Annotated in this window: 18 protein-coding genes; 9 read left to right on the top strand and 9 right to left on the bottom strand. The window is 35.6% G+C overall.

Going from position 1 to position 26,341, the window contains the following annotated elements; all coding sequences use genetic code 11:
* Window positions 1–119: 119 nt before the first annotated feature.
* From L0669_RS05750 to L0669_RS05730, 5 genes are all read right to left on the bottom strand, one after another.
* On the bottom strand, window positions 120–1,076 hold the full coding sequence (locus L0669_RS05750) for a glycoside hydrolase family 43 protein (RefSeq protein WP_263761991.1): 957 nt from the start codon (window positions 1,074–1,076) through the stop codon (window positions 120–122).
* Between the two features lie 227 nt (window positions 1,077–1,303).
* A complete protein-coding gene (locus L0669_RS05745; RefSeq protein WP_263761989.1) occupies window positions 1,304–2,926 on the bottom strand; it encodes an arabinan endo-1,5-alpha-L-arabinosidase in 1,623 nt (540 codons plus the stop codon).
* 10 nt (window positions 2,927–2,936) lie between these two features.
* Window positions 2,937–4,484 carry an alpha-N-arabinofuranosidase gene (locus L0669_RS05740; RefSeq protein WP_263761987.1) on the bottom strand — a complete coding sequence of 516 codons (1,548 nt, stop codon included), beginning with the start codon at window positions 4,482–4,484 and terminating at the stop codon, window positions 2,937–2,939.
* A gap of 150 nt (window positions 4,485–4,634) precedes the next feature.
* The gene (locus tag L0669_RS05735; RefSeq protein ID WP_263761985.1) at window positions 4,635–6,197 is read right to left on the bottom strand and encodes a RagB/SusD family nutrient uptake outer membrane protein; all 1,563 of its coding nucleotides are present in this window, start codon (window positions 6,195–6,197) and stop codon (window positions 4,635–4,637) included.
* Window positions 6,198–6,228: 31 nt separating this feature from the next.
* Entirely contained in the window at window positions 6,229–9,285 is a 3,057-nt protein-coding gene (locus tag L0669_RS05730; protein WP_263761983.1) for a SusC/RagA family TonB-linked outer membrane protein, read from the bottom strand.
* Window positions 9,286–9,841: 556 nt separating this feature from the next.
* Here L0669_RS05730 and L0669_RS05725 point away from each other — a divergent pair.
* Entirely contained in the window at window positions 9,842–10,531 is a 690-nt protein-coding gene (locus tag L0669_RS05725; protein WP_173968776.1) for an NUDIX hydrolase, read from the top strand.
* A gap of 435 nt (window positions 10,532–10,966) precedes the next feature.
* Here L0669_RS05725 and fsa read toward each other — a convergent pair whose 3' ends face one another.
* From fsa to L0669_RS05710, 3 genes are all read right to left on the bottom strand, one after another.
* Window positions 10,967–11,623, bottom strand: coding sequence for a fructose-6-phosphate aldolase (gene fsa / locus L0669_RS05720; protein ID WP_263761981.1), 657 nt, complete (start codon window positions 11,621–11,623; stop codon window positions 10,967–10,969).
* A 9-nt stretch (window positions 11,624–11,632) separates the two neighbouring features.
* Window positions 11,633–13,687, bottom strand: coding sequence for a transketolase family protein (locus L0669_RS05715; RefSeq protein WP_263761980.1), 2,055 nt, complete (start codon window positions 13,685–13,687; stop codon window positions 11,633–11,635).
* 553 nt (window positions 13,688–14,240) lie between these two features.
* Window positions 14,241–15,239 (bottom strand): GntR family transcriptional regulator, encoded by a 999-nt coding sequence (locus L0669_RS05710; protein WP_263761977.1) that lies wholly within the window; start codon window positions 15,237–15,239, stop codon window positions 14,241–14,243.
* 102 nt (window positions 15,240–15,341) lie between these two features.
* Between L0669_RS05710 and L0669_RS05705 the strand changes: the two genes are divergently transcribed.
* The 5 genes from L0669_RS05705 (at window position 15,342) to L0669_RS05685 (ending at window position 21,484) form a co-directional block, all read left to right on the top strand.
* Window positions 15,342–16,397 carry an aldose epimerase family protein gene (locus L0669_RS05705; protein ID WP_263761975.1) on the top strand — a complete coding sequence of 352 codons (1,056 nt, stop codon included), beginning with the start codon at window positions 15,342–15,344 and terminating at the stop codon, window positions 16,395–16,397.
* A gap of 59 nt (window positions 16,398–16,456) precedes the next feature.
* The gene (gene galK / locus L0669_RS05700; protein WP_263761973.1) at window positions 16,457–17,617 is read left to right on the top strand and encodes a galactokinase; all 1,161 of its coding nucleotides are present in this window, start codon (window positions 16,457–16,459) and stop codon (window positions 17,615–17,617) included.
* 16 nt (window positions 17,618–17,633) lie between these two features.
* A complete protein-coding gene (locus L0669_RS05695; RefSeq protein WP_263761972.1) occupies window positions 17,634–18,689 on the top strand; it encodes a UDP-glucose--hexose-1-phosphate uridylyltransferase in 1,056 nt (351 codons plus the stop codon).
* Window positions 18,690–18,911: 222 nt separating this feature from the next.
* On the top strand, window positions 18,912–20,597 hold the full coding sequence (locus tag L0669_RS05690; RefSeq protein ID WP_173971380.1) for a sodium/sugar symporter: 1,686 nt from the start codon (window positions 18,912–18,914) through the stop codon (window positions 20,595–20,597).
* Window positions 20,598–20,701: 104 nt separating this feature from the next.
* Window positions 20,702–21,484 (top strand): L-fucose dehydrogenase, encoded by a 783-nt coding sequence (locus tag L0669_RS05685; protein ID WP_263761970.1) that lies wholly within the window; start codon window positions 20,702–20,704, stop codon window positions 21,482–21,484.
* Between the two features lie 132 nt (window positions 21,485–21,616).
* Here L0669_RS05685 and L0669_RS05680 read toward each other — a convergent pair whose 3' ends face one another.
* Window positions 21,617–22,483 (bottom strand): AraC family transcriptional regulator, encoded by an 867-nt coding sequence (locus L0669_RS05680; protein ID WP_173971378.1) that lies wholly within the window; start codon window positions 22,481–22,483, stop codon window positions 21,617–21,619.
* Between the two features lie 109 nt (window positions 22,484–22,592).
* On the opposite strand from L0669_RS05680, the gene fucP reads away from it, so the two are divergent.
* The 3 genes from fucP to L0669_RS05665 are packed head-to-tail and all read left to right on the top strand — an operon-like array spanning window position 22,593 to window position 26,341.
* Window positions 22,593–23,876: an L-fucose:H+ symporter permease gene (gene fucP / locus L0669_RS05675; protein ID WP_263761968.1), complete on the top strand. Its 1,284-nt coding sequence runs from the start codon at window positions 22,593–22,595 to the stop codon at window positions 23,874–23,876.
* Window positions 23,877–23,883: 7 nt separating this feature from the next.
* Window positions 23,884–25,539 (top strand): UxaA family hydrolase, encoded by a 1,656-nt coding sequence (locus L0669_RS05670; protein ID WP_263761966.1) that lies wholly within the window; start codon window positions 23,884–23,886, stop codon window positions 25,537–25,539.
* A 37-nt stretch (window positions 25,540–25,576) separates the two neighbouring features.
* Complete coding sequence (locus L0669_RS05665) at window positions 25,577–26,341, top strand: SDR family NAD(P)-dependent oxidoreductase (RefSeq protein ID WP_263761964.1); 765 nt, start codon at window positions 25,577–25,579, stop codon at window positions 26,339–26,341.

Genomic DNA, 26,341 nt, shown 5'->3' with positions numbered 1-26,341 from the left:
GGAAACTTTTTAAATCATATAAGTTTTTTCAAACCTGGTTTTAAATGAACTTATATAACTTATATGGTGAAAATTTGATCTGTTATTTTGAAAACTGCCACTGAGACTGAGACTAAAAACTACTGAATTCCTTCAGATGTCATTACAACACGTTTCATAGTTCCGTCTTTGTTATAGTATAATTTATCTACACAAACTGATCTTCTGAAACTTCCACCATGCGGAATTGATGCTCCGTTGTGATAAATAAAATACGATTGTCCTTTAAAATCTATGATCGACTGATGGTTTGTATTGCTATTTCCTGCAATTTCATTCAAAATTCCTTTAAACTCCCACGGCCCGGTGATGGACTTGCTCATGGCGTAGGCGATTTTTTCCGGAAATTCATAAGCGTATGATAAATAATACCAGTCTTTGTGTTTATGAATCCAAGGTGCTTCGGTAAAATGTGGCAGATCAATGTGCTGAATTGGCCCGTCTAATTCTAACATATTTTCTTTTAGTTTGGCATAATGACAAGCGGTATTTCCCCAAAACAAATACGCTTGTCCGTCATTATCGATATAAACTGTCGGGTCGATATCGTCCCAGCTTATATCGCTAAATTTGGTCATGTCATTTGTAATCAGGGCTTTTCCTAAAGCATCTTTAAAAGGTCCTATTGGACTGTCTGAAACTGCAATTCCGATCGATTTTCCATGTACTGAACCATGTTCAACAGTTACATACCAATAAAATTTTCCGTTTCTTTCAATTACCTGCGAAGCCCATGCATCTCCTTTTGCCCAGGCAAAATCAGATGCTTTTAAAGGCACCGGATGCGATTCCCATTTTTTCATGTCCGAAGAAGAATACACCACCCATTCATTCATTTTATAAAAATTAAAATCGTTTGGTGCTTCGTCATGACCGGCGTATAAATAGACTTTATCTTTATAAACCAATGCTGCAGGATCTCCTGTATATTGATCTTTGATGATCGGATTATTGAATTTTACCGGGTCAATTTGAGCAACTACTTTGCACGAAGTAATTAAAATTAAAATAGACAGGCTTGTAAGTAGATTTTTCATTCTGATACGATTTGTGTTTTTTGCCACAGATTAAAAGATTAAAATGATTTTTTTAACCTTAGCTTTATTTTTTTTGCCACGAATTGCACCAATTTTCTCGAATTTAATTTTTGGAATTAGTGGCTTATTTTTCTTGAGCAAATTTTTTAATCTTTTTAATTCTTTAATCTGTGGCTATTATTTAATACTTGGAATTTGGGATTTAAGAAATTGGAATTTATAATTTTCTAATTAATCTTTTTACCCCAAACTGGTAATCCCGTTCCGGTTAAACCTGAATAACTCAAAGTCACTTTTCTGGTGGCCGATTCCCAATCCCAGGCATCGGTTACATTACATTTTATTCCGTTTATGGTTAAGATTTTTTTAGCGCTGTCGTAGGACCAGGTTCCGTTAATATCTCCGCTCACTTTTTTATCTCCGGTTAAATAAACGGTAACTGATTTTTGAATGGCTTTGTATTGATAATTCATGGTAATTTGTTCCCATGTTCCAATAAAACTAGCTTCAGAAATCGTTGTTGCCGGTACTCCGGCATAACGTTCTGCTTCTACTACAGGCCAGCCATCTTCTGTCCATTGAATACCGCGAACGTGTCCCATCATGACTGCATTCGAAACTGCAATTCCGGGAACTCCTTCCGGCAAACGGGCTTGCGATGCGTAATACCATTGTTTGGTTTCGGGGTTTTGAAAAATTCCGCAATGTGAGATTCCAACCCAGCCGGTATGATTTTTAAAAGAGTATGGATGCGTTAACATTGGGAAACAATCGGCTCCGCTTGTAATGCTGGTTCCGCTAATGGTTTGATAAGGTCCCAGAATGTTTTTTGAACGTGCAACGCGTGTATTGTAAGCAACTGATAATTCATCATACGCCAGAAATAAATAATAATATTGTGTGTCCGGATTATAAATAATTTCAGGTCCTTCTAGTGCTTGCCAACGGTTTGAATTTACATTTCCGCGTCCAGCGATACGTACTCCGTAATCGTCAATTGTTTTTAATTTATCCGGTTTTCCTGTTGCCGGGTTCAGTTTTAAAGCTGCAATTCCGGAATGCCATGAACCATAAATTAAATATTGATCGCCTTCGGGAGTCTGAATAAAACTAGGATCGATGGCGTTGAATTTAAAATAGGCATCCCAATCGTTTCCTCCGTTTCTAACATAACTTTTTACGCCATCGGGTTCAGAGCAAACAACCATTCCTTTGTCTATCCAATTGTTTGAAGCCAAATCACTTGTTTCGGCTAAGCCAATGAAAGCACGTTCTGTCCAGGAAGTATTGGTGTCTGTTCCTACAATAGGATTTGTTACTACGATGCTATAATACATTCTGTAAATATTGCCCACTTTTCGAACGCAGGGTGCCCAATATCCATAATTAGGATTTGTAATTGGTGGCAATGCCGGTGACATTCGGGCTCTTTTATTATTTAAAGAATCTTTTACCCAGGCAGGAGCTTCGGTCATTGATGATCCCATAAACTCCCAATTGATTAAATCTTTTGATCTTCTGTAAAAAAAATGTCCGTGACCATCTGTTGCATTTCCGTAAGAAGCATCGGTTTGATACATATAATAGTATTCACCTGATTTTTCTACAGATGGATCGTGTACGTTGGCTAAATTCCATTGTGCTCTGCTTCCCCAACCTGATATTGACGTATAATTATCTGCGTATGTTGGCCCGGGAAAAGCGGGTGTAACTACAGGAGGATCTACTACAACCGGAGGACTCGTTTCATTTGTTGCAGGATCGTCTTTAGAACAACTCACTGCGGCAAGAGCAAATAAAACCAACCCGATGTACGAAGTGATTTTGATTATATATTTTGATTTTTTCATTTCTAGCTTGTTATTTTCCTTCTAACACGACTACTGAGAAAGGAGGAATTGTGATTTCTAATTTTCCTTTTTTATTTTCGAAACCTTTAAAAACTATTGGTACAATTTTGTTTGGAGCATCGAATGAATTATAATCCTGTAATTTTTCCGATGTTATAATAGTTCCTGTAAAGCCTTTAACACCAAGATCTTTTACATCGATTTCTATTTTGTTTTTATTCTTGGCATCAACATTTACTAATGAAATATGAACCAATCCGCTTTTATCTTTTGATGCTGAAGCTGAAACTGCCGGAAGTGATTCTCCGTTGAAAGTGTATAATGGTGATTGAAAATCTATTGGTAATAATTTAGCATCCTGATGAACGCTGTACATTTTCATGACATGATAGGTTGGTGTTGTTATCATTTTTGCTTTATCTGTAAGGATTACAGCTTGCAAAACGTTTACACATTGCGCAAGGTTTGCCATACGAACTCTGTCAGCGTGATTGTTGAAGATGTTTAGTGTTGCTCCGGCCAAAACTGCATCTCTCATGGTATTTTGCTGGTACAAGAAGCCAGGATTTGTTCCTTTTTCTACTTCGTACCAAGCTCCCCATTCGTCTACAATCATGGCTACTTTTTTCTCCGGATCGTATTTGTCCATAATAGCAGAATGTTTCGTTACCAATTCTTCCATTTTCAGCGCTGATTGCATGGTATGAAAATATCCGTCTTCAGTAAAATTTACGCCATCTCCTTTTTTAGCCCAGTCGATTACAGCATAATGGTGTACTCCAACTCCGCCTAACATATTGATCGGAATGTTTTTCATTAAAACTTCTGTCCAGTTATAATCGGCGCTGTTTGATCCTGATGCAATACGAGTAATTCCGCCTGTGTTTTCCCAATCTGACATGAAAGTGGCATATTTGCGGTATTCATTAGCATAATATTCTGCTGTCATATTTCCTCCACAACCCCACGCTTCATTTCCGATTCCCCAGAATTTCACTTTCCAGGGTTCTGTTCTTCCGTTTTTTTTACGCAAATCACTCATCGGACTTTTACCGCTAAAGTTGGTGTACTGCACCCAATCAGCCAATTCCTGAACCGTTCCGCTACCTACATTTCCGGATAAATATGGTTCTGCTCCAAGCAATTCGCACATGTTTAAGAAATCATGTGTTCCAAAGCTGTTGTCTTCTGTTACTCCTCCCCACCATTGGTTTACGATTGTAGGTCTTTCTTGTTGTGGTCCAATTCCGTCTTTCCAGTGGTACGTATCGGCAAAACATCCGCCAGGCCATCTTAAATTTGGAATTTTTAATTCTTTTAAAGCTTTAACAATATCATTTCTAACCCCTTTTGTATTTGGAATTTTGGATGTATCTCCCACAAAAAAACCTCCATAAATAGAGCGTCCCAGATGTTCTGCAAAATGTCCGTAAATGTTTTTGTTGATTGTTGGCGCATCTGCATTGTTTTTAATCGTAACCACTGTGGTTTGATTTTGAGCGAAACTAACCTGACTGAAAAGGGTAAAAAGAAACGTGCTTACAAGTACTTTTTTCATGATATGTTTAATTTATAAAATCATGTGAAAGTTTTTAAGCTCTCACATGATGTTAAGTATTCTAACTAATTCAAATAAATTCTATTTTTTAGTCGCAGTTTTCCGTCTCAGTTCCCAGTTTAAACTGCGACTGGGACTGGGACTGAAAACTTAATAACTGTCATTCTGTTTTGTTCCCGGATTATTATCCATTTCTAATTGCGGAATTGGATAAAATTCTCTTCCAGGTGTATAAGAATTAAACTCAGCATCTCTCGATTTTAGCCATGCCAGTTTTGCTGAATTTTGCAACCATCCCCAACGACGAATGTCATCAAAACGGTGTCCTTCAAGTGGAAACTCCAGGAATCTTTCGTGACCCAACTGCTCTCTCATTTGTTCTTGTGTCATATTTGGTTTTACTGTTGCTAAGTCCGGCAAACCCACTCTGTTTCTTACCATCTGGATATATCCGTATGCTCCGGGAGTATCGCCTGTTTCGTTTAGAGTTTCGGCATACATTAAAAGAATATCTGCATATCTTAATAAACGCTCGTTAATTCCGGAACGCCAGTCGTATTCGTCTGCAAATTCTCCGTCAGAATTTTGGTATTTTCTACAAAATATGTCGTTTAAATCTCCAGGACTTGTAGCATAAAAAGTGGCAAAATCTTTTCCGTACAATTTCATTCCGCCTGGTTTATTATAAAATATAGTAGCATCTAAACGTGGATCAAGATCTCCTGTTTTTGTTTTTTCATCATGAAATTCATTGAATAATGCCCATGAAGGCTGAACATCTGTCCATCCAAAAGCTCTTGGTGCATAAGTAATTGCACGCGCAGAAGTTTTTCCCCAACCTGATGCAGGAGCTCCTCCCCAACCTAAATCAACTCCACCTGCTTCTCTGCTAAATTGTACTTCGAAAAGAGATTCAGAATTGTTTTCGTTTGCAGTTGTAAAATTATCGCGGTAGTTCGATACTAAGGAGTAAACGCCTAAATCGATTACTTGTCTGAAAGCCGTTTTAGCATTTGCAAAATCTTTATTAAACAAATACGCTTTTCCTAAATATCCTAATGCAGCACCTTTTGTAGCGCGTCCTTTTTGACCTCCGTCTAAACCTGAAATATTATCATAAGAAACAGGCAATAAATCTGCAGCAGCCTGAAAGTCGGCAATCACCTGAGCCCAGCCTTCTGCTTCTGTTTTTTGCGGATAATATACTGCCAGTTCTGTTGGTACCGGTACATTTTTGAACAAGTTAACGGCATGAAATAAAAATAATCCTCTTAAGAAATATGCTTGTCCTAAAATTCTGTTTTTAAGCGCCTGATCCTGAAAACCTATTTCCGGTACATTTGTTAAAACCTGATTGGCACGGTAAATTCCCTGATAATAGGTTTCGAAAGCCCATCCATAAATGGATGCGTCGGCAACATTTGAGTTAAAGTGACCTGCATTATACATTGACCCCCAAGGGCTATTGGTACGCGCATCATCTGCTCTTGCGTCTAATAATAATGGTGTACTTCTCATGTACGTTCCATCTGTTAATAAACTTCCGTAAGCTGCATTTACTCCTTCAATAGCATCCTGATCTGTTTTCCAGAATGAATCTACTGCATTATTATTTGGGTCAATTTGGGTCAAATCTTCATTTTCAACACAGCTTGTTGTTACAACAGCCAATGAAAAGAAAATCGTTATATAGTTATATATCTTATATTTCATTTTAATACGTTTTTAATGGGTTAAACCAGTTTTAGAAATTTACCTCTACTCCTAAAGAAATAGTTCTTGGATTTGGGAAAGATCCTGCATCATATCCTCTTGAAAGCAATCCGTCACTATTAAAGTCCGGATCATATCCTGTATATTTTGTAATCGTCCATAAGTTCTGACCATTAACATATACTCTTGCTTTTTGGATAAATTTGTCTTTCAACGGAATATTGAAACCTAGTTCCATTGTTTGCAATCTCACGTAGTCTCCACTTTGAATGAATCGGTTTGAATCTCTGTTATTTCCGTTAGGATCACCAATTACCGGTGCCGGAACATTCGTATTGGTATTAGTGGTAGTCCAATAATTCAATTCATCTGTACTGTGGTTTCCGTATTGTCCTGTCATTAAATTACGGTACATGGCATTAAAAACTTTGTTTCCTCCGCTACCTTGCCAAAACATTGAGAAGTCAAAATTTTCATAAGAAGCACTGAAATTCAATCCAAAACCATATTTAGGAATCGATACTCCCTGAAAAGTTCTGTCAGCATCTGTAATAATTCCGTCTCCATTTACATCTTTAAATTTGACATCTCCCGGAGCTGCACCAGTTTGTGTTGGAGAAGCTGCAACTTCGGCTGCGTTTTGAAAAATACCAACAGCTTCCCAAGCATAAATTTCTCCTACAGATCTTCCTACTTCTGTTTTTGAAACTGCTCCGTAAAGAGGATTTCCATTTACTCCAATTTTAGTTACTTCATTTTTTAAAGTTCCAAAATTGGCTGAGATATCATATTTAAATTTTCGATGATGATTACTATATGAAGCTGTAAACTCAAAACCTTTATTTTGCATATCTCCTGCATTAGTAAAAATACTGGCAGGGAAAGCACCATTAGAATATGGTAAAGGAACATTAACCAACATGTCTGTTACTTTTTTTATAAAATACTCTCCTGTAAATTGCAAGTCGTTATCTAAAAACCCTAATTCTAATGCGATATTTTTACTGGTTGTTTTTTCCCAGTGTACATTAGGGTCAAGTGCTGCAACAACAGTTGTTCCCGGAGCAAGTGAATTATTAAAATCATAACCTGCAAAACTATTTACTGTTGAAGCAAAGAAGTATTGCGGAATGGTGTTATTTCCTATTGTACCGTAACCTCCTCTAAGTTTAATATTGCTCACCCAGCTTGGTAAGTGTAAAAACTTCTCATTACTAATTTTCCAGCCTCCTGAAAAAGAGTAGAAGTTTGCCGAGTTATTGATCTCGCTAAAAAGAGATGTTTTATCTTGTCTGAAATTTGCCTGTAGCAAATACCTGTCATCATAAGCATAGTTTAATCTGCTGATGTATGATATTCCTGTAATGGTAAATTTATACTCGCTCGCATTTCTTGCATCAGCAAACTGAAGCATTGGTATTTCTCCAGGTGTATAACCTACACCTCTTGAATTATATCTGTGATAGTCTCTTCTTTCCTGAATCAATCCTGCAAGAGCATCAATTTTATGTTTGCCTAATGAAATTTCGTAAGTCAATAAATTATTCCAGAACGTTCTGAGCTCATTTCCAGTTTCTGTATCTAAAGAAGCCTCATCGTTTGTCGTAATATAATACCATCCTAAATCACTTGGCGGTATAAACTTTCTGTTTTCCCAATCTGTTCTGTCATAACTTACATCCAATTTGTATTTAAGCCCTTTAACAATTTCAATTTCGCCCCAGATGTCTCCAATAAAACGGTTTCTTTTGCCATTGTTAGTGATCAAATTATTGTATCCAATAGGGTTCATTGAGATCGCTCTTTGTGTCAGGTTATCTGTTCCTCCGTAACCGCCTAATCTGTTAGCGTCGTAAACCGGCATTGTTGGTACAGCACCTAACATATCACTGATAAAGGTTTGTCCTGCATTATATTCGTTAAAAATTTCCTTATCAGATTGTGTGTAGGCAATTTTCGCCCCGTATTTGAATTTTCCTTTTTTACCATTCAAATTCAAATTCGTTGACAGCCTTTCATAATCCTGTGGCGTTTTTAAGTAACTGGTGTTTTTGAAATAATCAACATTAAAGCTATACGCAATATTTTCAGCACCTCCTGAAAATGTAAGTGTCTGATTTTGTACTACACCCGTTTTCATCGATTCTTTTTGCCAGTCTGTATCAACATTGGAAATGTATGACGAACTTGCCGGATTATTTCCGGGAGCAATATTTACAGGAACTCCTGCTCTAATGTCTCTGTTTCTTTCGGCCTCACTGGTAATTTGCTGATACCCCAAACGATCTGTTACATCCCATCTTTTAGTAACATTCTGAAGTCCTACAATAGATTTGAATTTAACGTCTGTTTTACCTGCTTTACCTTTTTTAGTTGTAATAATTACCACTCCATTTGCTCCACGAACACCGTAAATAGCGGCCGATGATGCATCTTTAAGAACCTGCATAGATTCTATTTCTCCTGGTGCAAAATCATTTGGAGCATCCACCATAATTCCGTCAATAACAAAAAGAGGATTGTTGTTGGTGAATGAAGTTATCCCTCTAATTTTGACATTTACAAAACCACCCGGTTCTCCTGAAGATTGTACTGTTACTCCCGGAACCTGCCCCTGAAGCATTTTTGCAGCATCGTATGTTACGGTTTTTTTAGCCGATTCCATATTAACAACACTTACAGATCCGGTTAGATCTGATTTCTTTTGTGTTCCGTAACCAATTACGACTACTTCATTTAGTTTATTCGTGTCTTCGCTTAAAACTGCATTTACTTTAGATTGATTTCCTACCGTTAATTCCTGATTTTGAAATCCTATAAATGAAAAAACTAAAACATCGTTTGGAGATGCTTTAATCGAATATTCTCCATCAAAACCTGTTGTCGAAACGGTTTTGGTTCCCTTTATCATAATATTCACTCCCGGCAAAGGCAGTTTGTCTTGCGCCGAGGTAACAATTCCGGTAATCACTTTGCCCTGAGCCGACATTTGATTTACGGAAAATAATAGCATCATAAATGCTACAAGCCATTCTTTTTTTGGCAATAAAAAATTGCAGTAAAAAAATAATTTTTGGTTTGTTATCATACTGGTTAGTTTAAGTTGGTTAGCGTATAATTATAAGTGTTAATTTTACATTTGTAAATTTAACTAAAAAAAAAGCTTAAAAACAAATTAATATGGCAAAAAAAGGACTCAAAAAAAACGCATATCATAAATTAAGTGTAAAAACAACATTTAAAAATTAATGTTATTTTCAAAAAAAAGACCTTTTTGATCTATAATTTGTGTAAAACCAACACTTTTTATTAAAAAGCAACTTTTTACTCAAAAAATGGCATTAGAAAAAAAATTCACATTTGAGTTATTTATTGAAGATTATGAGCATAAAATTTTGTTATTTTTGTAAATAAAATCCTCTTTAGGCTCTTTTAAATTTTGCCTGAAAGATTGTTTTTTGATGAAATCGAAGTTTTTTCATTCCGAAAACGATTGAAAAAGATAAATCGTGATCTAAATTTGACTATAAAAAACTCATTACTGAACTTCTGGAAAAAAGACTAATTTATTAAGTGTAAAATCTACATTAATAAATTATGAAACGTATTAGGAAGTTTATATATTTACCAATAAAAAATTGAATATGCTAAACAGTTATAGTTCTGCAGATAAAGTCTTATTAGCAGTAGATTGTATCATTTTTGGATTCGACAGCGAAGGGTTGAAAATCCTTTTGATCAAGAGAGACTTTGAGCCTGAAAAGGGAAAATGGTCTTTGATTGGAGGTTTTTTAAAGCGTGATGAAGTACTGGATGATGCTGCGATTAGAATCTTAAATACTTATACAGGTTTAAACGACATTTATATGGAGCAACTATATGCTTACAGCGAAATTGATCGTGATCCTGTCGAAAGAACCATTTCGGTTTCGTATTATGCTTTGATTAATATCGAAAATCATAATGCTGAACTGATTAAAAATTATCATGCACAATGGTTTAGTATTGCTGATGCTCCTAATTTAATTTTTGACCACAACGAAATGGTTCAAAACGCCATTAAAAGACTTCGTTACAGAACTTCGATAAAACCAATTGGTTTTGAATTGTTGCCTGAAAAGTTTACCATGCGTCAGCTATTAGAATTATACGAAGCAATTTTGAGTAAGGAATTAGACAAACGTAACTTTATCAGCAAGATTAATTCTTTAGAAATTCTAAATAAACTGGATGAAAAAGATATGCAGTCTTCCCGAAAAGGATCGTATCTGTATACTTTTAATAAAGAAAAATATGAAGAGAAATTACTTAACGATTTTGTATTGAATTTGTAAAAAGTAGTTTGCCCACGGATTTTACTTATCTAACTGGTTTTCGCTGATTTTTTTTATAGGCAACTTTAAAAAATTGTCTCGCTGATTTGGCAGATCGTGCAGATTAATAGTTTAAAAAAATCTGCTAAATCTGCGAGAGAAAAAAAAGAAAAATCCGTGCTAATCTTTATCACCCGCACCATCAGTGGGCATATTATAAAAAAACAAAACCCTGAAAGCCACAAACTTTCAGGGTTTTTTCTTCAAAAAAACTACAATTAAAAACTAACAAATTATCTTGTAAGTTTTGGTCACGGATTAAGCAGATAAACAGACTGATTTTATTTTATTTATCAATTGATCTGATAAATTTTAGTTTTGCTATCCCATTTTTTAAAATTAAAATCTGTGTCAAAACATTTACCGTTCAAATCCGTGCGCCAAAAAATATTCTAATTAGCTATTTCCTTTTTGATAATCAGCAAGGAAAGTTGCAAGACCTATATCTGTTAAAGGATGTTTTAGTAAACCTTCGATGGCACTTAATGGCCCGGTAATAACATCTGATCCTATTTTTGCACAATTGATAATGTGCATTACGTTACGAACAGAAGCTGCCAAAATTTGAGTTTCGTATCCGTAATTATCATAAATCAGTCTGATGTCTTCAATTAGTACCATTCCGTCAGTCGAAATATCATCTAAACGGCCAATAAATGGCGAAACATAAGTTGCTCCCGCTTTTGCAGCCAACAAAGCCTGACCCACAGAAAATACCAAAGTACAGTTGGTTCTGATTCCTTTATTCGAAAAATATCTGATGGCTTTTACACCATCTTTTATCATCGGAATTTTTACCACAATCTGCGGATGCAATGCTGCCAGTTTTTCACCTTCAGCTACCATTCCATCAAAATCTGTTGAGATTACTTCGGCACTTACATCGCCATCCACCAATTCGCAAATTTTTATATAATGGTCTAAAATATTTTGAGCTCCGGTAATACCTTCTTTTGCCATTAAGGAAGGGTTTGTGGTTACACCATCTAAAACGCCTAAATCATTGGCTTCTTTAATATCTTTTAAGTTTGCTGTATCTATAAAAAATTTCATGTCGTTCTATTATTTTAATAAGTTATAATTATTACTTTCTAAATATTTCAGGATTTCTTTACGTGCATTTTCGCTGGTAAATCCAAATTTCTGATCTAAAACTGATGCCGGAGCCGAATAGCCAAAATGGTCTAAGCCAAAGACTTTTCCTTTAGTACCTACTAGATTTTCAAGATTTACCGGAAGTCCGGCGGTAAGTCCGAAAACCAATGCGTCTTTTGGAATAACACTTTCCTGATATTCTGCTGACTGAGATCTAAAAAGTCCTTCAGAAATAATAGAAGCTACGTTTATATTTAATTTAAAATTCTGCTCCAGTTCATTTGCAGCCTCAATAAGTGTGGCTACTTCAGATCCGTTTGCAATTAAAGTAATATCCGGATTTGAATTTGATTTGACCAGATAACCGCCTTTTTTGGCCTGAGAAGCCTCATCAAATCTTGAATTTCCGTTTGTTGGAATATCCTTTATATCTTGTCTCGAAAGAATTAAACCTGTTGGTGTTTTTTTATTTTCGAGTGCCATTTGCCAGGCTACAGAAGTTTCGATAGCATCTGCCGGACGCAAAGCCAATAAACTCTGATCGCCGGAATGGTTTTTAATTTTTTCTAATAATCGAATTTGCGCTTCCTGCTCGATAGGCTGGTGCGTTGGACCGTCTTCGCCTACGCGGAAAGAATCATGTGTCCAGACGTATTTTACCGGTAATTCCTGAATGGCGGCCAAACGAATTGCTGGTTTCATATAATCAGAAAACACAAAAAATGTTGCCACAACCGGAATTACTCCACCGTGAAGCGCGATTCCGTTTGCAATTGCGGCCATCGTTAATTCAGCAACACCCGCTTGCAAAAATCCTCCGTGAAAATTATTCTTTTGTAAAACCGATGACTTTTTCAGGAAACCATCTGTTTTATCACTATTCGATAAATCGGCAGAAGATACGATCATATTCTCTACATTTTCCGCCAGATATCCTAAAACTGCCGCCGATGCATCGCGTGTTGCTGCATTGGCTTTTTGAGCAATTGTACTGAAATCTAATGCCGGCAAATCTCCATTAAAAAACTGTTTTATCTTTTCAGCTAATTGCGGGTTTTGTTTTTCCCAGGCCGAAATTTGTATTTTTCTGTCTGCTGATTCTTCTGTTTTATTTTTTAAAATTGCAGCATAATGTAATGCTACATCATTATAAACCGCAAATGAATCTTCAGGATTGGCGCCTAAATTCTGTAATGTTTTTTCGAAATTGGCTTTTGTAGCGCCAATAGGTTTTCCGTGCAATTCGCATTGTCCTTCGTACATTGTTCCGTCTGCCGTTACACAACCTTTGCCCATTATGGTACGGCCAATAATTAAGGTTGGTCTTTCTAATTCGGCGTGGGCTGCATTCAATGCTGAACGAATATGAGTGTGATTATGACCGTCGATAGTAATAACTTTCCATCCCCATGATTCATATTTCATTGCCGTATTTTCGGTCGTAACCTCATCTGTCATAGACGAAAGCTGTACATCATTCGAATCATAAAACATGATAAAATTGTTCAGTCCTAAATGTCCTGCAATTCGTCCTGCTCCTTGCGAAATTTCTTCCTGCACGCCACCATCGGTTATAAAACCATAAATTTTATGATCGAATAAATTTTCGAATCTCGCCGATAAAAACTTAGCTGCAATTGCTGCTCCAACACCCATTGCATGTCCTTGTCCTAATGGTCCTGAAGTATTTTCGATACCTCTTTTTACATCAATTTCAGGATGACCCGGAGTTACAGAACCCCATTGTCTGAAATTTTCAAGATCTGTTTTTTCATAATTGCCAAGGAAATAGTATTGCGCATACATCAAAGCCGAAAGATGTCCGGCATCCATAAAAAAACGATCTCTGAAAATCCAGTTCATATCAGTTGGATCGTATTTTAAATATTCAGAATATAAAATATGCATGAAGTCTGCGCCTCCCATAGATCCTCCCGGATGTCCGGAATTGGCTTTTTCGACCATCGAAATAGCCAAAGCTCTTATATTATCTGCCGATAATTGGTCTATTTTGTTGTTCATTTCTAAAGTTAATTTTAAGTTGGTTGGTTTATTTAATAGCAAATTTGTTTTTGTCTTTACTTCATTTTAAAACAACGCTTATGCCATTTTCATAAAGGAAAAACAAAATAAATTATAAGTGTAAAATTTACATTTACAAATGTATGTAAAATAATTCCACAAAAACAAAAAAATTGTTTCCCCGTTTTTTTAATTAAAAAATTAGGGATTTAACAGATTATGTGTTTTTATTCTGAGATATTGATTTTTAGATAACGGAGATTGGAAATTAAATGGGTATGTCTTTGTCATGGCACGCAGATGGTACGGATTTGCTTCGCAAAAACGCGGATTAAAAACGGATTTTTATTCTTTTTTTATTTGTTCGTAACCGCAATCTTTGTCGAGCTTCTTGTGTGATCCTTCCTACGTCAGGATGACAAACTATACGGGGAAACATCTTATGAAAATGATTGTCATAGCCCCGATAGAAGAGGAAATCCTTTTGTGCCGGGGTTCGGCACAAAAGATTGAAACGAATAGCGGGATTAGCTCCTAAAAAAACAAAAAGCTTTTATAAAGAATTACGCATTATAAGTGAGGATTTATTTTCTATTTGTTCTTTCTTTCCTTTTAGTACTATATCTGCCAAAATTTTTCCCATCGTTTCAAAATGGGTTGAAATTGTGGTGATTCCGTTGGCGACAATCTTTTTTAGAGGTGTTTCATTATAGGATATGATTCCGAGATCGATTCCTAATTTCAGGTTCTGGTCTCTTGCTTTCTCGATTACGCGTACCAAATCACGATCATTAGGAATAATATACAAATCGCCCAAAGTGATTTCGCGGTCGGTAAATTCTGTAATGATTTCGTACTCAAAATTATGTTCGGTACAAAAAGCTTCAAACCCAATTTTCATTCCAAGTGGCTCTCTGAAACCCGGGAAAATCAAGATTAGCTTTTCATATTTACTCAGCCTTGACTTTCCTTTAAGCAATCCTTCGAAGATATCTTTTTCGTGATTTTGGTAAATAGCGGGATACAATTTTAGATCAGGATTAGTCTGATCCAGTATGATAACTTCGCTTACTGGTAGGGTTTTTATCAATTTAGCTACATCGTTTAAGTCGGTGGGCATAATGATGTATTTTGTATAATTTCCGTTGCTGTCATTTATAAGCTTCTGAAAAACGGGACCATTAAAGTGATGAAAGAAAATATCGACCTGAGCATTTTTTCCGATATGCTGTAAAAACGAATTATAGATGTCTTCTTTAAAACTATTTAATTCATCAAATAATAAGAAAATCTTTTGTTTTATGGTCGTTTCAACGCTTTTAACGTAATATCCTTTGCCGGGAATGGCATAAATAATTCCTCTTTTTTTGAGTTCATCGTATCCTAATAAAACCGTATCACGCGATAACGAAAAAGCCAGACACACTTTATTTACAGATGGTAATCGGTCGCCTTTTACCAGTTTTTCTTCTTCGATTGCTTTTTCTATTGACAGAATTATCTGCTTATATTTTGGCAAACCAATGTTATTTTGAATCGAAATAATATTCATAAAAAAGGAATTTTGGGTGCAATATACAAAAAACTGGTAGGTACTGGTATGCAAACGTAAATAATGTTTCTATTTTTGGATTTCACTTTTGGCAAAAATAATATGGAAATAAAACATATATCGCATTTTCAAAACGGATCTATATCTAAATCATTTGGTTTAATGCCCGATAAGGAAGAAATTCTTTCTTTTGAATTATCAAATAAAAACGGAATGAAAGTTCAGGTCATTAATTATGGCGCTACGGTAACTTCATTACAAATTCCGGTTTCGAATGGTAATCTTGTTGATGTTGTTTTGGGTTTTGACAATTTAGAATCGTATCTGGCTTCGTATAATTTACCGGGTGCTCCTTATTTTGGGACAACTGTTGGTCGTTATGCAGGAAGAATTAGTAAAGGTTCTTTTCAATTAAACGACAAAACGTACCAGTTGAACATTAATAATAACGGAAATACACTGCATGGCGGAATTGTAGGTTTTGGACAAAAAGTATGGAATGTAACCAACATTACTTCAGGAGATAATCCGTCGATTACTTTGAGTCTTTTAAGTGAGAATTTAGACGAAAGTTTTCCGGGAGAATTACACGTTGACTTAACGTATACTTTGACCGAAGACAATGAACTGAAACTGGAATACAAAGCAACAACTACAGAAGATACGGTTATAAACTTAACGCATCATAGTTATTTTAATCTTGATGGTCATGACGGAGATGTTCTGGATCAGACTATGTTTATCGATGCTGAAAAAATATTAGAGACAGATTCAGATAATATTCCGAGTGGAAGTTTTACAACGCTTTCTAATCATGATTTTGATTTTAGAACTGCTAAAAAATGTCCTGCAATTATTGACAATTCGTTTGTTGTTGAAAAAACAAATAATGCTGTAGCAAAATTATACAGTGCCAAAAATAATTTGCAAATGAGCGTTTACACAGATCAGCCAAGTGTACATATTTATGTAGGCGGTAAATGTTCTGATACCTTAAAAGGAAAAGAAAATATAAGTTATCATCCGTCAAGCGGAATTTGTTTTGAAACGCAAAATTTTCCGGATGCACCCAATCAGGAACATTTTCCAAATTCGGTTTTAAGAAAAGGAGATACATACAACCAAAAAACGGTTTATAAATTCGAAAATATAAACTAATAATTATTTACAGAAAAGTTCAAAAAATTACCAGATAATACCATTTCAATTACATCATAATGAATGACATTTTAGTACAGAACACCACTGCTTTTTTTGAGAAATCTTTTGGATCAGCTCCTCAAAAAGTAGTACTTTCTCCAGGAAGAATCAACATCATTGGGGAACATATTGATTATAATGACGGTTATGTTTTACCAGCCGCAATCGACAAAGTAATTTGTTTTGCTTTTGCGAAAAACAATACCAAAAAATCCCGAATAGTTGCGATCGACTTAAACGAAGATTTTGAAGCTGATCTGACTCAGGAAATCACATTAAGCGATGTGGTCTGGACCAATTATATCCGTGGCGTTATCAAACAATTGCAGGATAATGGTTTTGTTTTTGAAGGTTTTAACTGTGTGTTCAGCAGTAATATTCCAGTAGGTTCGGGCTTGTCTTCTTCGGCAGCTTTAGAGTGCGGGATGATTTTCGGAATAAAAGAACTTTTTGATCTGAAAATTGAAAAAGTAGATATCTCTTTATTAGGACAAAAAGCAGAACACTGGGTAGGTATTAATTGCGGTATCATGGATCAGTTTTCGAGCGTTCATGGTCTTGAGAATAAAGTAATCAAATTAGATTGTAATACGCTTGACTTTGAATATCACAATGCTGATTTTAAAGATTACTCTTTAGTTTTATTTGATAGTAATGTAAAACATTCGCTTTTTACATCTGAATACAATACCCGTAGAATTGAGTGCGAACAAGGATTGGCTATCATTAAAGAAAATTTTCCTGAAGTAAAGAGTTTCAGAGATTGTACAGAAGAACAACTTTTGAGCATTCAGGACAAAATAAATCCAACTGTTTTTAAAAGAGTACATTTTGTTGTAAAAGAAATTAACCGCGTAATAAAGGCTTGCGAGGCTTTAGACAACGGAAATATAAAACTTTTAGGACAATTGCTTTTTGAAACTCACGATGGTTTATCGCAAGAATATGAAGTAAGTTGTGCCGAATTGGATATGCTTGTAGCTACCGCAAAAGCTGACGATACAATTATTGGATCGCGACTTATGGGCGGAGGTTTTGGTGGATGTACCATCAATTTGATTAAAAAAAGACATGAAAATGAGGTAAAAAGTAAGTTTTCAAATCTTTATTTAGATACATTTGGGATTGAATTAAAATTCTACGATGTAAAAATCTCAAACGGAACAACACTACTTTAATACCACAAGAATTACAATGAAAAATTTTGACATTAACGAAGATCCTCACAGACGTTTTAATCCCTTAATTAATGAATGGGTTTTAGTATCACCTCATCGCGCAAAACGCCCGTGGCAAGGACAAAACGAAACAATTGCAACAGAAGCATTACCTAAATACGACCCAACTTGTTATTTGTGTCCGGGAAATGTTCGTGCAAACGGATTAAACAACCCAAATTACGAAAGCAGTTTTGTATTCGAAAATGATTTTGCTGCCATGAAGCAGGACGAAATTATTTTTGAAGAAGATATTAAACACACTTTCTTTAAAGCAAAACCAGAACAGGGAATCTCAAGAGTAGTTTGTTTTTCTCCAAGACATGATCTTACATTACCGGAAATGGAAATTGACGGCATCGAAAATATCATCAGAACCTGGCAAAAAGAATACACTGATTTAGGAAACATAAAATACATCAACCACGTTCAGATCTTTGAAAATAAAGGAAGCGTTATGGGTTGTAGTAACCCACACCCACACGGACAAATCTGGGCACAATCGTCATTGCCAACTCAGGTCGAAAAAACACAAAACAGCCTGAAATCATATTTCGATAAAAACAACAGAACGCTTCTTGAGGATTATCTTCAAGCCGAATTAAAAACCGGAGAACGTATCGTAATCGAAAATGATCACTTTGTAGCATTGGTTCCGTTTTGGGCAATCTGGCCTTACGAAACAATGATCATCAGCAAAAGAGCACTTAATAAAATTACTGATTTTACTGCTGAAGAAGTGAATGCATTTGCAACGATTTTAAAACAATTAACTATTAAGTACGACAATTTATTTAATACTTCATTCCCGTATTCGTCAGGAATTCACCAGGCGCCAACAGATGGTTTAGAGCATCCGGAATGGCATTTTCACATGCATTTTTATCCGCCATTATTGCGTTCAGCAACGGTTAAAAAATTCATGGTGGGTTATGAAATGTTAGGCGAATCGCAACGTGATATTACACCTGAAAAAAGTGCGGAGATTTTAAGACAACAAGCTGATGTGCATTATAAATCGACTAGTAAATAACCTGTAAAAGTCGTTTATAAGAAAGCCAATTTTAAATTTAACACAATAATTTATTTATAAATGTAAAAAATACATTTGTAAATGGTGTATTTATAATTATTTATTTTACTTTTGGCTTCATTCTTATTTTCATAAAAAAATAACAGAATAAAAACACATATCACATTTTAAACCAAATTAAACAAACAATCACCTATACTAATTTTTAAAATACTACTAACAATGAACCAGAACCTCGCTTTCGCAGATTATGCGGTTTTTATTATTTACTTTATCGTAGTTTCTGCCTACGGTTACACTGTTTACCGCAAGCGTAAACAAGACGAACAAGATGCTAAGGCTTACTTTTTGGCCGAAGGAAACTTAACCTGGTGGGCTATTGGAGCATCTTTAATTGCCTCAAATATTTCAGCTGAACAATTCATCGGAATGAGTGGTGAAGGTTTCTTTTTAGGAATCGCTGTTGCTGCTTACGAATGGCTTGCTGCTATCGCACTTATTATTGTAGCAGTTTGGTTTATTCCTGTATATCTTAAAAATAAGATTTACACGATGCCTCAATTCTTAAAAACACGTTACAACGAATCTACGGCATTGATTATGGCGGTTTTCTGGTTGTTTTTATATGTATTTGTAAATTTAACTTCTATCCTTTATTTAGGAGCAGTTGCTATTAATGGTTTAGCCGGTGGAGAATATCTGCACGTGATCATGATAGGTTTAGCGGTATTTGCTTTATTCATCTCTTTAGGAGGTATGAAAGTGGTAGCTTATACAGATGTTATTCAGGTTGCTGTATTAATTATTGGTGGTTTAGTAACTTCGTATATCGCCCTGACAACTGTTGGACAATATTTTGGAGTAGGTGAAAATGCAATTGCCGGTTTTAAAGTTTTGATGAAAGAAGCTCCTGAGCATTTCAAAATGATTATCCCAAAACCAACTGCAAATTCTTCTCAAATTGAAATTGATAAATATTTGACTTTCCCAGGTTTAATGTCTTACTTGGCTGGTATCTGGATCATCAACTTAAACTACTGGGGATGTAACCAATACATTACTCAAAGAGCTTTAGGTGCTGATTTGCAAACTGCCCGTACAGGTATTTTATTTGCCGGTATGCTAAAATTATTAATGCCATTAATCGTAATGTTACCTGGTATTGCTGCTTACGTTTTATACACAAACGGACATTTACCTCAATTAGTTGGAGGAAAAGACGGAGCATATTCTGCTGTATTGACTTTCTTACCAACAGGATTAAAAGGACTTTCGGTAGCGGCTTTAACTGCTGCAATCGTAGCTTCGTTAGCCGGAAAAGTAAACAGTATCTCGACTATTTATACTTTAGATATTCATAAAAAATACATCCAGAAAGATGCTGGCGAAAAACAACAAGTAAACATTGGTAGAATTGCCGTTTTTGCTGCAATGCTTTTAGCTGTTTTATTTACATGGAATGATATTTTAGGAATTGGTGGAGTTGGTGGATTTACCTACATCCAAAAATACACAGGATTTATTAGCCCTGGAGTTTTTGCCATGTTCTTCTTAGGTATGTTCTGGAAAAGAACAACCGGAACTGCAGCAATTGTTGGTGTAATTTTAGGATTTGTTTTATCTGTATTATTCAACGAATATGCACCGGCTTTATTCGGAAACGAAACTTTATTGTACACAGCTTATAATAACGGAAAAGGTGCTTTTGAAATTCCTTTCCATATCTGTATGGGATTATCATTCTTCTTTACCATGTTAGTAATGATTGCCATCAGTTTTGCAGGACCAAAAGTAAATCCTAAAGCATTCGAAATCGATGCTGAAATGTTTAAAGTAAAACCACAAACTACAGTTTTAATCGTAATTACATTATTAGTAATTGTAGCTTTATACGTTAAGTTCTGGTAATTTAGAACGTTTTAATTCTCTCTATTTTTATAGCTGTTGTCGTAAAGGCAACAGCTATAAAATTATAAACTAGTCTGTATTTTTCATCTTTAATAAAAAATAACATGCAACTATCCCTTACCAATAAAATTATTATAGTAACAGGCGGTGCAAAAGGAATTGGACTTGGCATTTGTAATGTATTAGCTGCCGAAGGTGCCATCCCTTTTATTGTAGGCCGTAATGAAGAGGATAACAATAAAGCTGTAAACGATATCAAAGCTTCCGGAAAAGAAGCATTTCAGGTCGTTGCCGATTTAACAAAACCCGAAGATTGCAAAAAAGCGATTGAAGCTATCATTCAAAAATGTGGCAGAATCGACGGACTGGTAAACAATGCCGGAGTAAATGACGGGGTGGGTCTTGAAAAAGGAAATTATGAAGACTTTGTAGCTTCTTTACATAAAAACTTAATTCATTATTATCTAATGGCGCAGCATGCGTTGCCTTATTTAATTGAATCTAAAGGAGCAATTGTAAATATTGGTTCAAAAACCGCCGAAACCGGACAAGGAGGAACTTCTGCTTATGCTGCATCAAACGGAGGAAGAAATGCCTTAACCAGAGAATGGGCTGTTGAATTATTAAAATATAGCATTCGCGTAAATGCGGTTGTAGTAGCAGAATGCTTTACGCCTCTTTATGAAACCTGGATCAATACTTTCGAAAATAAAGAAGAAAAACTGGCATCAATTACACAAAACATTCCTTTTGAAAACAGAATGACTACTGTAGATGAAATTGCCAATATGGTTGTTTTTCTTTTATCCGAAAGATCAAGTCACACTACAGGACAAATTATTTATGTTGATGGAGGTTATACCCATTTAGACCGTTCGATTTCTTAAAGAAAAAGGCATTATCATTAAAAAAACAAAACACGAATTTCACTAATTGACACTAATTAATTTAACGAACCAAGCTGGTTTACTATTGGTGTGAATTAGTGAAATTCGTGTTTAAAATTGAACTACAACTCATTAAACCGCAGCACTCTTTTTAAATTCACTGGGAGTCATTCCCATAAATTTTTTAAAAAGTTTATTAAAGTTCGAAGCCGTTTTATATCCGGATTCATAGGCAATCTCAGACATACTCAAATCGGTTTCTAATAAAAACTTGCAAGCCTTAGAAACCCGAATTTCGTTCAAATATTCTACAAAACTTTTCTTTGTTTTTAGTTTGAACATTCTGCAAAAAGAAGTTGGCGTCATATTGGCGATTGCGGCAATTTCGATCAATAAAATATCTTTTTTGAAATTTTCATTTACATATTGAAAAACTTCCGAAAGCCTGTCTTTTTTAGAATCCTGATGTCCCGAAGAATACGTTTCATTATTAATATAAACACGATCCTGACTTTCTGAAAGCAGAGATAAAATTTCAAACAAACCAATAATCACTTCAAAATCTTTTTTCAGCAACAGCTTTTCTAATTTTTTAGCGATTTGCTTATTCGTTTTTCCAATAATCGAAATTCCTTTTCCAGCCTGAAAAAACAACTCATTAATTTTTTGAGTTTCTTTTAATTCGTAAAAAGCAGGGCCAAAAATATCTTTGCTAAAATAGACCACAATAGCATTAGCTTTTAAAGTCGAAATGCCCTGATAATACATTTCATCATTCAGCCAGACGTGAGGCAAATCTGAACCCAAAAAAACCATATCGCCGGGTTCAAAAGGCATTACCGAATTACCAATTATTCGCTTTCCAAAACTCTCCTTAACATAAACCAACTCCAGTTCAGGATGAGAATGAAATGGCGATTGAAAAAACGATTCTTCACGATTTAAAACCGAAACCGTAGAGTTTGTGTAAGATGTTATTTTAGTTTGCTCTAATTTCATGTTCACAAAGATAATTAAAGATTAAACAAGGATAATATCGGATTATTAACTAAGCTGTAAAAATTATAATTTTAAATTTTATTAAACACAAAAATAATCCCAAAAAATTATGAAAGAAGCCGTTTTTCCCGAGTATGACGCTGGCGTAAAGGTCAAAACTTCAAAAAAATGGTTGTTGCCCTATATTTTAGTGACAAGTTTGTTTTTCTTTTGGGGATTTGTGCATAATCTGGACCCTATTTTAATTCCGCATTTGCGCAAAGCATTTAATCTAACTGACTTCGAATCTTCGCTTGTAGACTCGTCAGTTTTCATCGCTTATTTTGCCATGGCATTGCCCGCGGGTTATATCATGAGAAAATACGGTTATAAATCGGGAATTCTTGTTGGCTTACTTTTTTTTGGAATAGGATCTGTTTTATTTGTTCCCGCAGCAAATTCACTCGAATACAGTTATTTTCTGGGTGCATTATTTATCATTGCGTGTGGACTTACTTTTTTAGAAACCGCAGCAAATCCGTATGTGACCATTTTAGGCCCGCCGGAAACCGCCACGCAACGACTTAATTTCGCACAATCCTTTAATGGACTTGCCGCTTATATTGCACCTGCCTATATTGGTCCGCTAATTTTATCCAACAAAACCTTATCTGCCGAAGAAGCCAATGCCATGTCAGATGCTCAAATGCATGCTTATTTGGTAGCCGAAGCCGCCAGTGTAAAAATGCCCTATTTGACCTTGGGATTAATCATTTTAGTGATCACCGTAATTTTCTATTTTACCCCAATGCCGGATGTAAAAGAAAAAGTAGATACTCAGGTTAGCAGCTTTAAAGAAGCTTTTAAATCTGTAAAACTAAAATGGGGAATTTTGGCACAATTTTTCTACGTGGGAGCTCAGGTTTGTGTGGGTAGTTTTTTTATAAAAATGGCCACAACATCGGCCGATTTATCTGAATCATCGGCAGCCAAATATTTAGGTCTTTTTGGATTATTTTTCATGATTGGCCGTTTTGCAGGAACTTATTTCATGAAATTCGTCGAGCCCAAAAAACTATTATTACTGTATTCTTTCATCAATATTATATTGTGCCTTGTAGCCATTTTAGGCAACGGAATGCTAGTTGTTTATACTTTAATTGCCATCGCATTTTTTATGAGTATTATGTTCCCCACTATTTTCTCTATGGGAATAGACGGACTTGCTCATAACACCAAAATAGGATCATCATTAATTGTGATGTCTATTGTAGGCGGCGCCATTCTGCCTCCTATTTTAGGCGCAATCTCAGATCATACCGGAAGCATCCAAAACGGATATATCGTTCCTTTAATTTCATTTTTAATAATCGCCCTTTTTGCATACAAAGGGCAACAACAAACCAGACAATAAAATTATCATGTCCGAGAATAAAACAAAAAAGCAAGTTGTAAAACTGCATCCAGACGATAATGTTTTGGTTGCATTATCTGACTTGCAAAAAGGAGAAAGCATAACTTTTGAAGCCGAAACATTCGTTCTAAAAGACCTCATCAAAGCAAAACATAAATTCTATACCCAGGATATGACTAAAGGGCAAGAAGTAATTATGTATGGGGTTCTGGTAGGAAAAGTACAAACCGACATCAGCAAAGGAAGTTTAATGACAACCGAAAATTTAAAACATGCCGCTGATCCTTATGCGTACAGAAATGCTTCTTACGAATGGCAAGCTCCTGATGTTTCTAAATACAAAAACAAAACTTTTAAAGGTTATAAACGAAATGACGGTCGCGTTGGTACGGCGAATTACTGGCTTTTTGTACCAACTGTTTTTTGTGAAAACAGAAATTTAGATGTCATTAAAGAAGCGCTTTACAATCAATTAGGTTATGCCGTAAGTGATAAATACAATCAGTTTACACACGAATTATTGCAAGGTTACCTAAAAGGAGAAGATATCGAAAGCATCAATATTGAATTGAATCCAACACCAAAAAACAATCGCGTTTTTGAGAATGTCGACGGAATAAAATTTTTAAACCATCAGGGAGGCTGTGGCGGAACCCGTCAGGATTCAGCGACTTTAAGCGCTTTACTGGCTTCGTATGCCAACCACCCCAATGTAGGCGGAATAACTTTATTGAGTTTAGGATGTCAACATTTGCAAGTGCAGGATTTTGTAAATGATGTAAAAAAGCAAAATCCTGAATTTGATAAACCTTTATTGATTTTTGAACAACAACAAACCGAAAGTGAAGAAGCTTTAATTACAAACGCCATTAAAAAAACATTCGAAGGTTTAATCGAAATCAATCAATACGAAAGAACCGATGCGCCTTTAAGCGAATTATGCATTGGTGTAAAATGCGGAGGAAGTGATGGTTTCAGCGGCGTTTCGGCCAATCCGGCTGTTGGTTATACTTCTGATCTGGTTGTCGCTTTGGGCGGAAAGATTCTTTTGGCCGAATTTCCGGAATTATGCGGTGCCGAACAAAATTTGATTGATCGCTGCATTACCAAAGAAACTGCCGAAAAATTTATTGATTTAATGGAATCTTACGATGCACTGGCACACAAAGTGGGTTCTGGTTTTCATATGAATCCATCTCCCGGAAATATAAAAGATGGCTTAATTACAGACGCTATAAAAAGTGCCGGAGCAGCCAAAAAAGGAGGAACTTCTCCCGTTGTCGACGTTTTAGATTATACCGAATTGGTCACCAAACCAGGATTAAGTCTGGTATGCACACCCGGAAATGATGTAGAAGCTACAACCGGAAAAGCAGCTTCTGGCGCCACTTTAATTTTATTTACAACCGGATTAGGAACTCCAACAGGAAACCCCGTTTGTCCGGTAATAAAAGTAGCCACGAACTCTGTTTTAGCTACAAAAATGAAAGATATTATCGATATTGATTGTGGCCCTATAATTAGTGGCGAAAAATCGATCGAAGAAATGGGCGAAGAAATTCTCGACTATTGTATCAAAGCCGCAAGTGGAGAAATTATTCCGAAAGCCGTACAACTGAATCAGGATGATTTTATTCCGTGGAAACGTGGTGTATCTTTATAAAATCCAATCAAAAAAAATAATTTTTAATTCAAGTAAAATGTTTTCATTAAAAAATAAAAAAGCAATTATAACGGGAGGCGGAAGCGGAATTGGAAGAGCGATCTCTGTTTTATTTGCCCAACAAGGAGCCGAAGTTCATGTTTTAGAACTGACTCTTGAAAGTGCCCAAAATACGGTCGAAGAAATAGAATCAAACGGAGGAATTGTTTTTGCCCATGCCTGCGATGTTGCCAATCATCAGGAAGTAAAAACTACTTTTGAAAAAATAGGAGCTATTCATATTTTAGTCAACAATGCAGGAATTGCACACGTGGGTAAAGTAGACACAACCTCTGAAACTGATTTTGACCGCATCATGAATGTTAACGTAAAAGGAGTTTACAATTGTTTACACGCTTCAATTCCCGCATTAAAAAGTGCTGGCGGAGGTGTTATTTTAAACCTTGCTTCTATTGCCTGTTGGGTCGGAATTCCGGACAGATTCGCTTATTCTACAGCAAAAGGCGCGGTTATGGCCATGACTTTATCTGTAGCAAAAGATTACTTAAAAGAAAACATCAGATGCAACTCAATATCTCCGGCAAGAGTACATACGCCTTTTGTTGATGGATTTATTGAGAAAAATTATCCGGGACAAGAAGCCGAAATATTCGAAAAATTATCCCAATCGCAACCTATTGGCCGCATGGGAAAACCGGAAGAAATAGCAACGCTTGCTTTGTTTCTTTGCAGCGATGAATCTTCATTTATTACCGGTTCTGATTATCCAATTGACGGAGGTTTTATCAAATTAAACAATTAA

The organism is Flavobacterium bizetiae, from assembly GCF_024271895.1.
Classification (GTDB): domain Bacteria; phylum Bacteroidota; class Bacteroidia; order Flavobacteriales; family Flavobacteriaceae; genus Flavobacterium; species Flavobacterium bizetiae.
The sequence above is the reverse complement of the archived record's forward strand: the minus strand, read 5'-3'. Positions and strand labels throughout refer to the sequence as shown.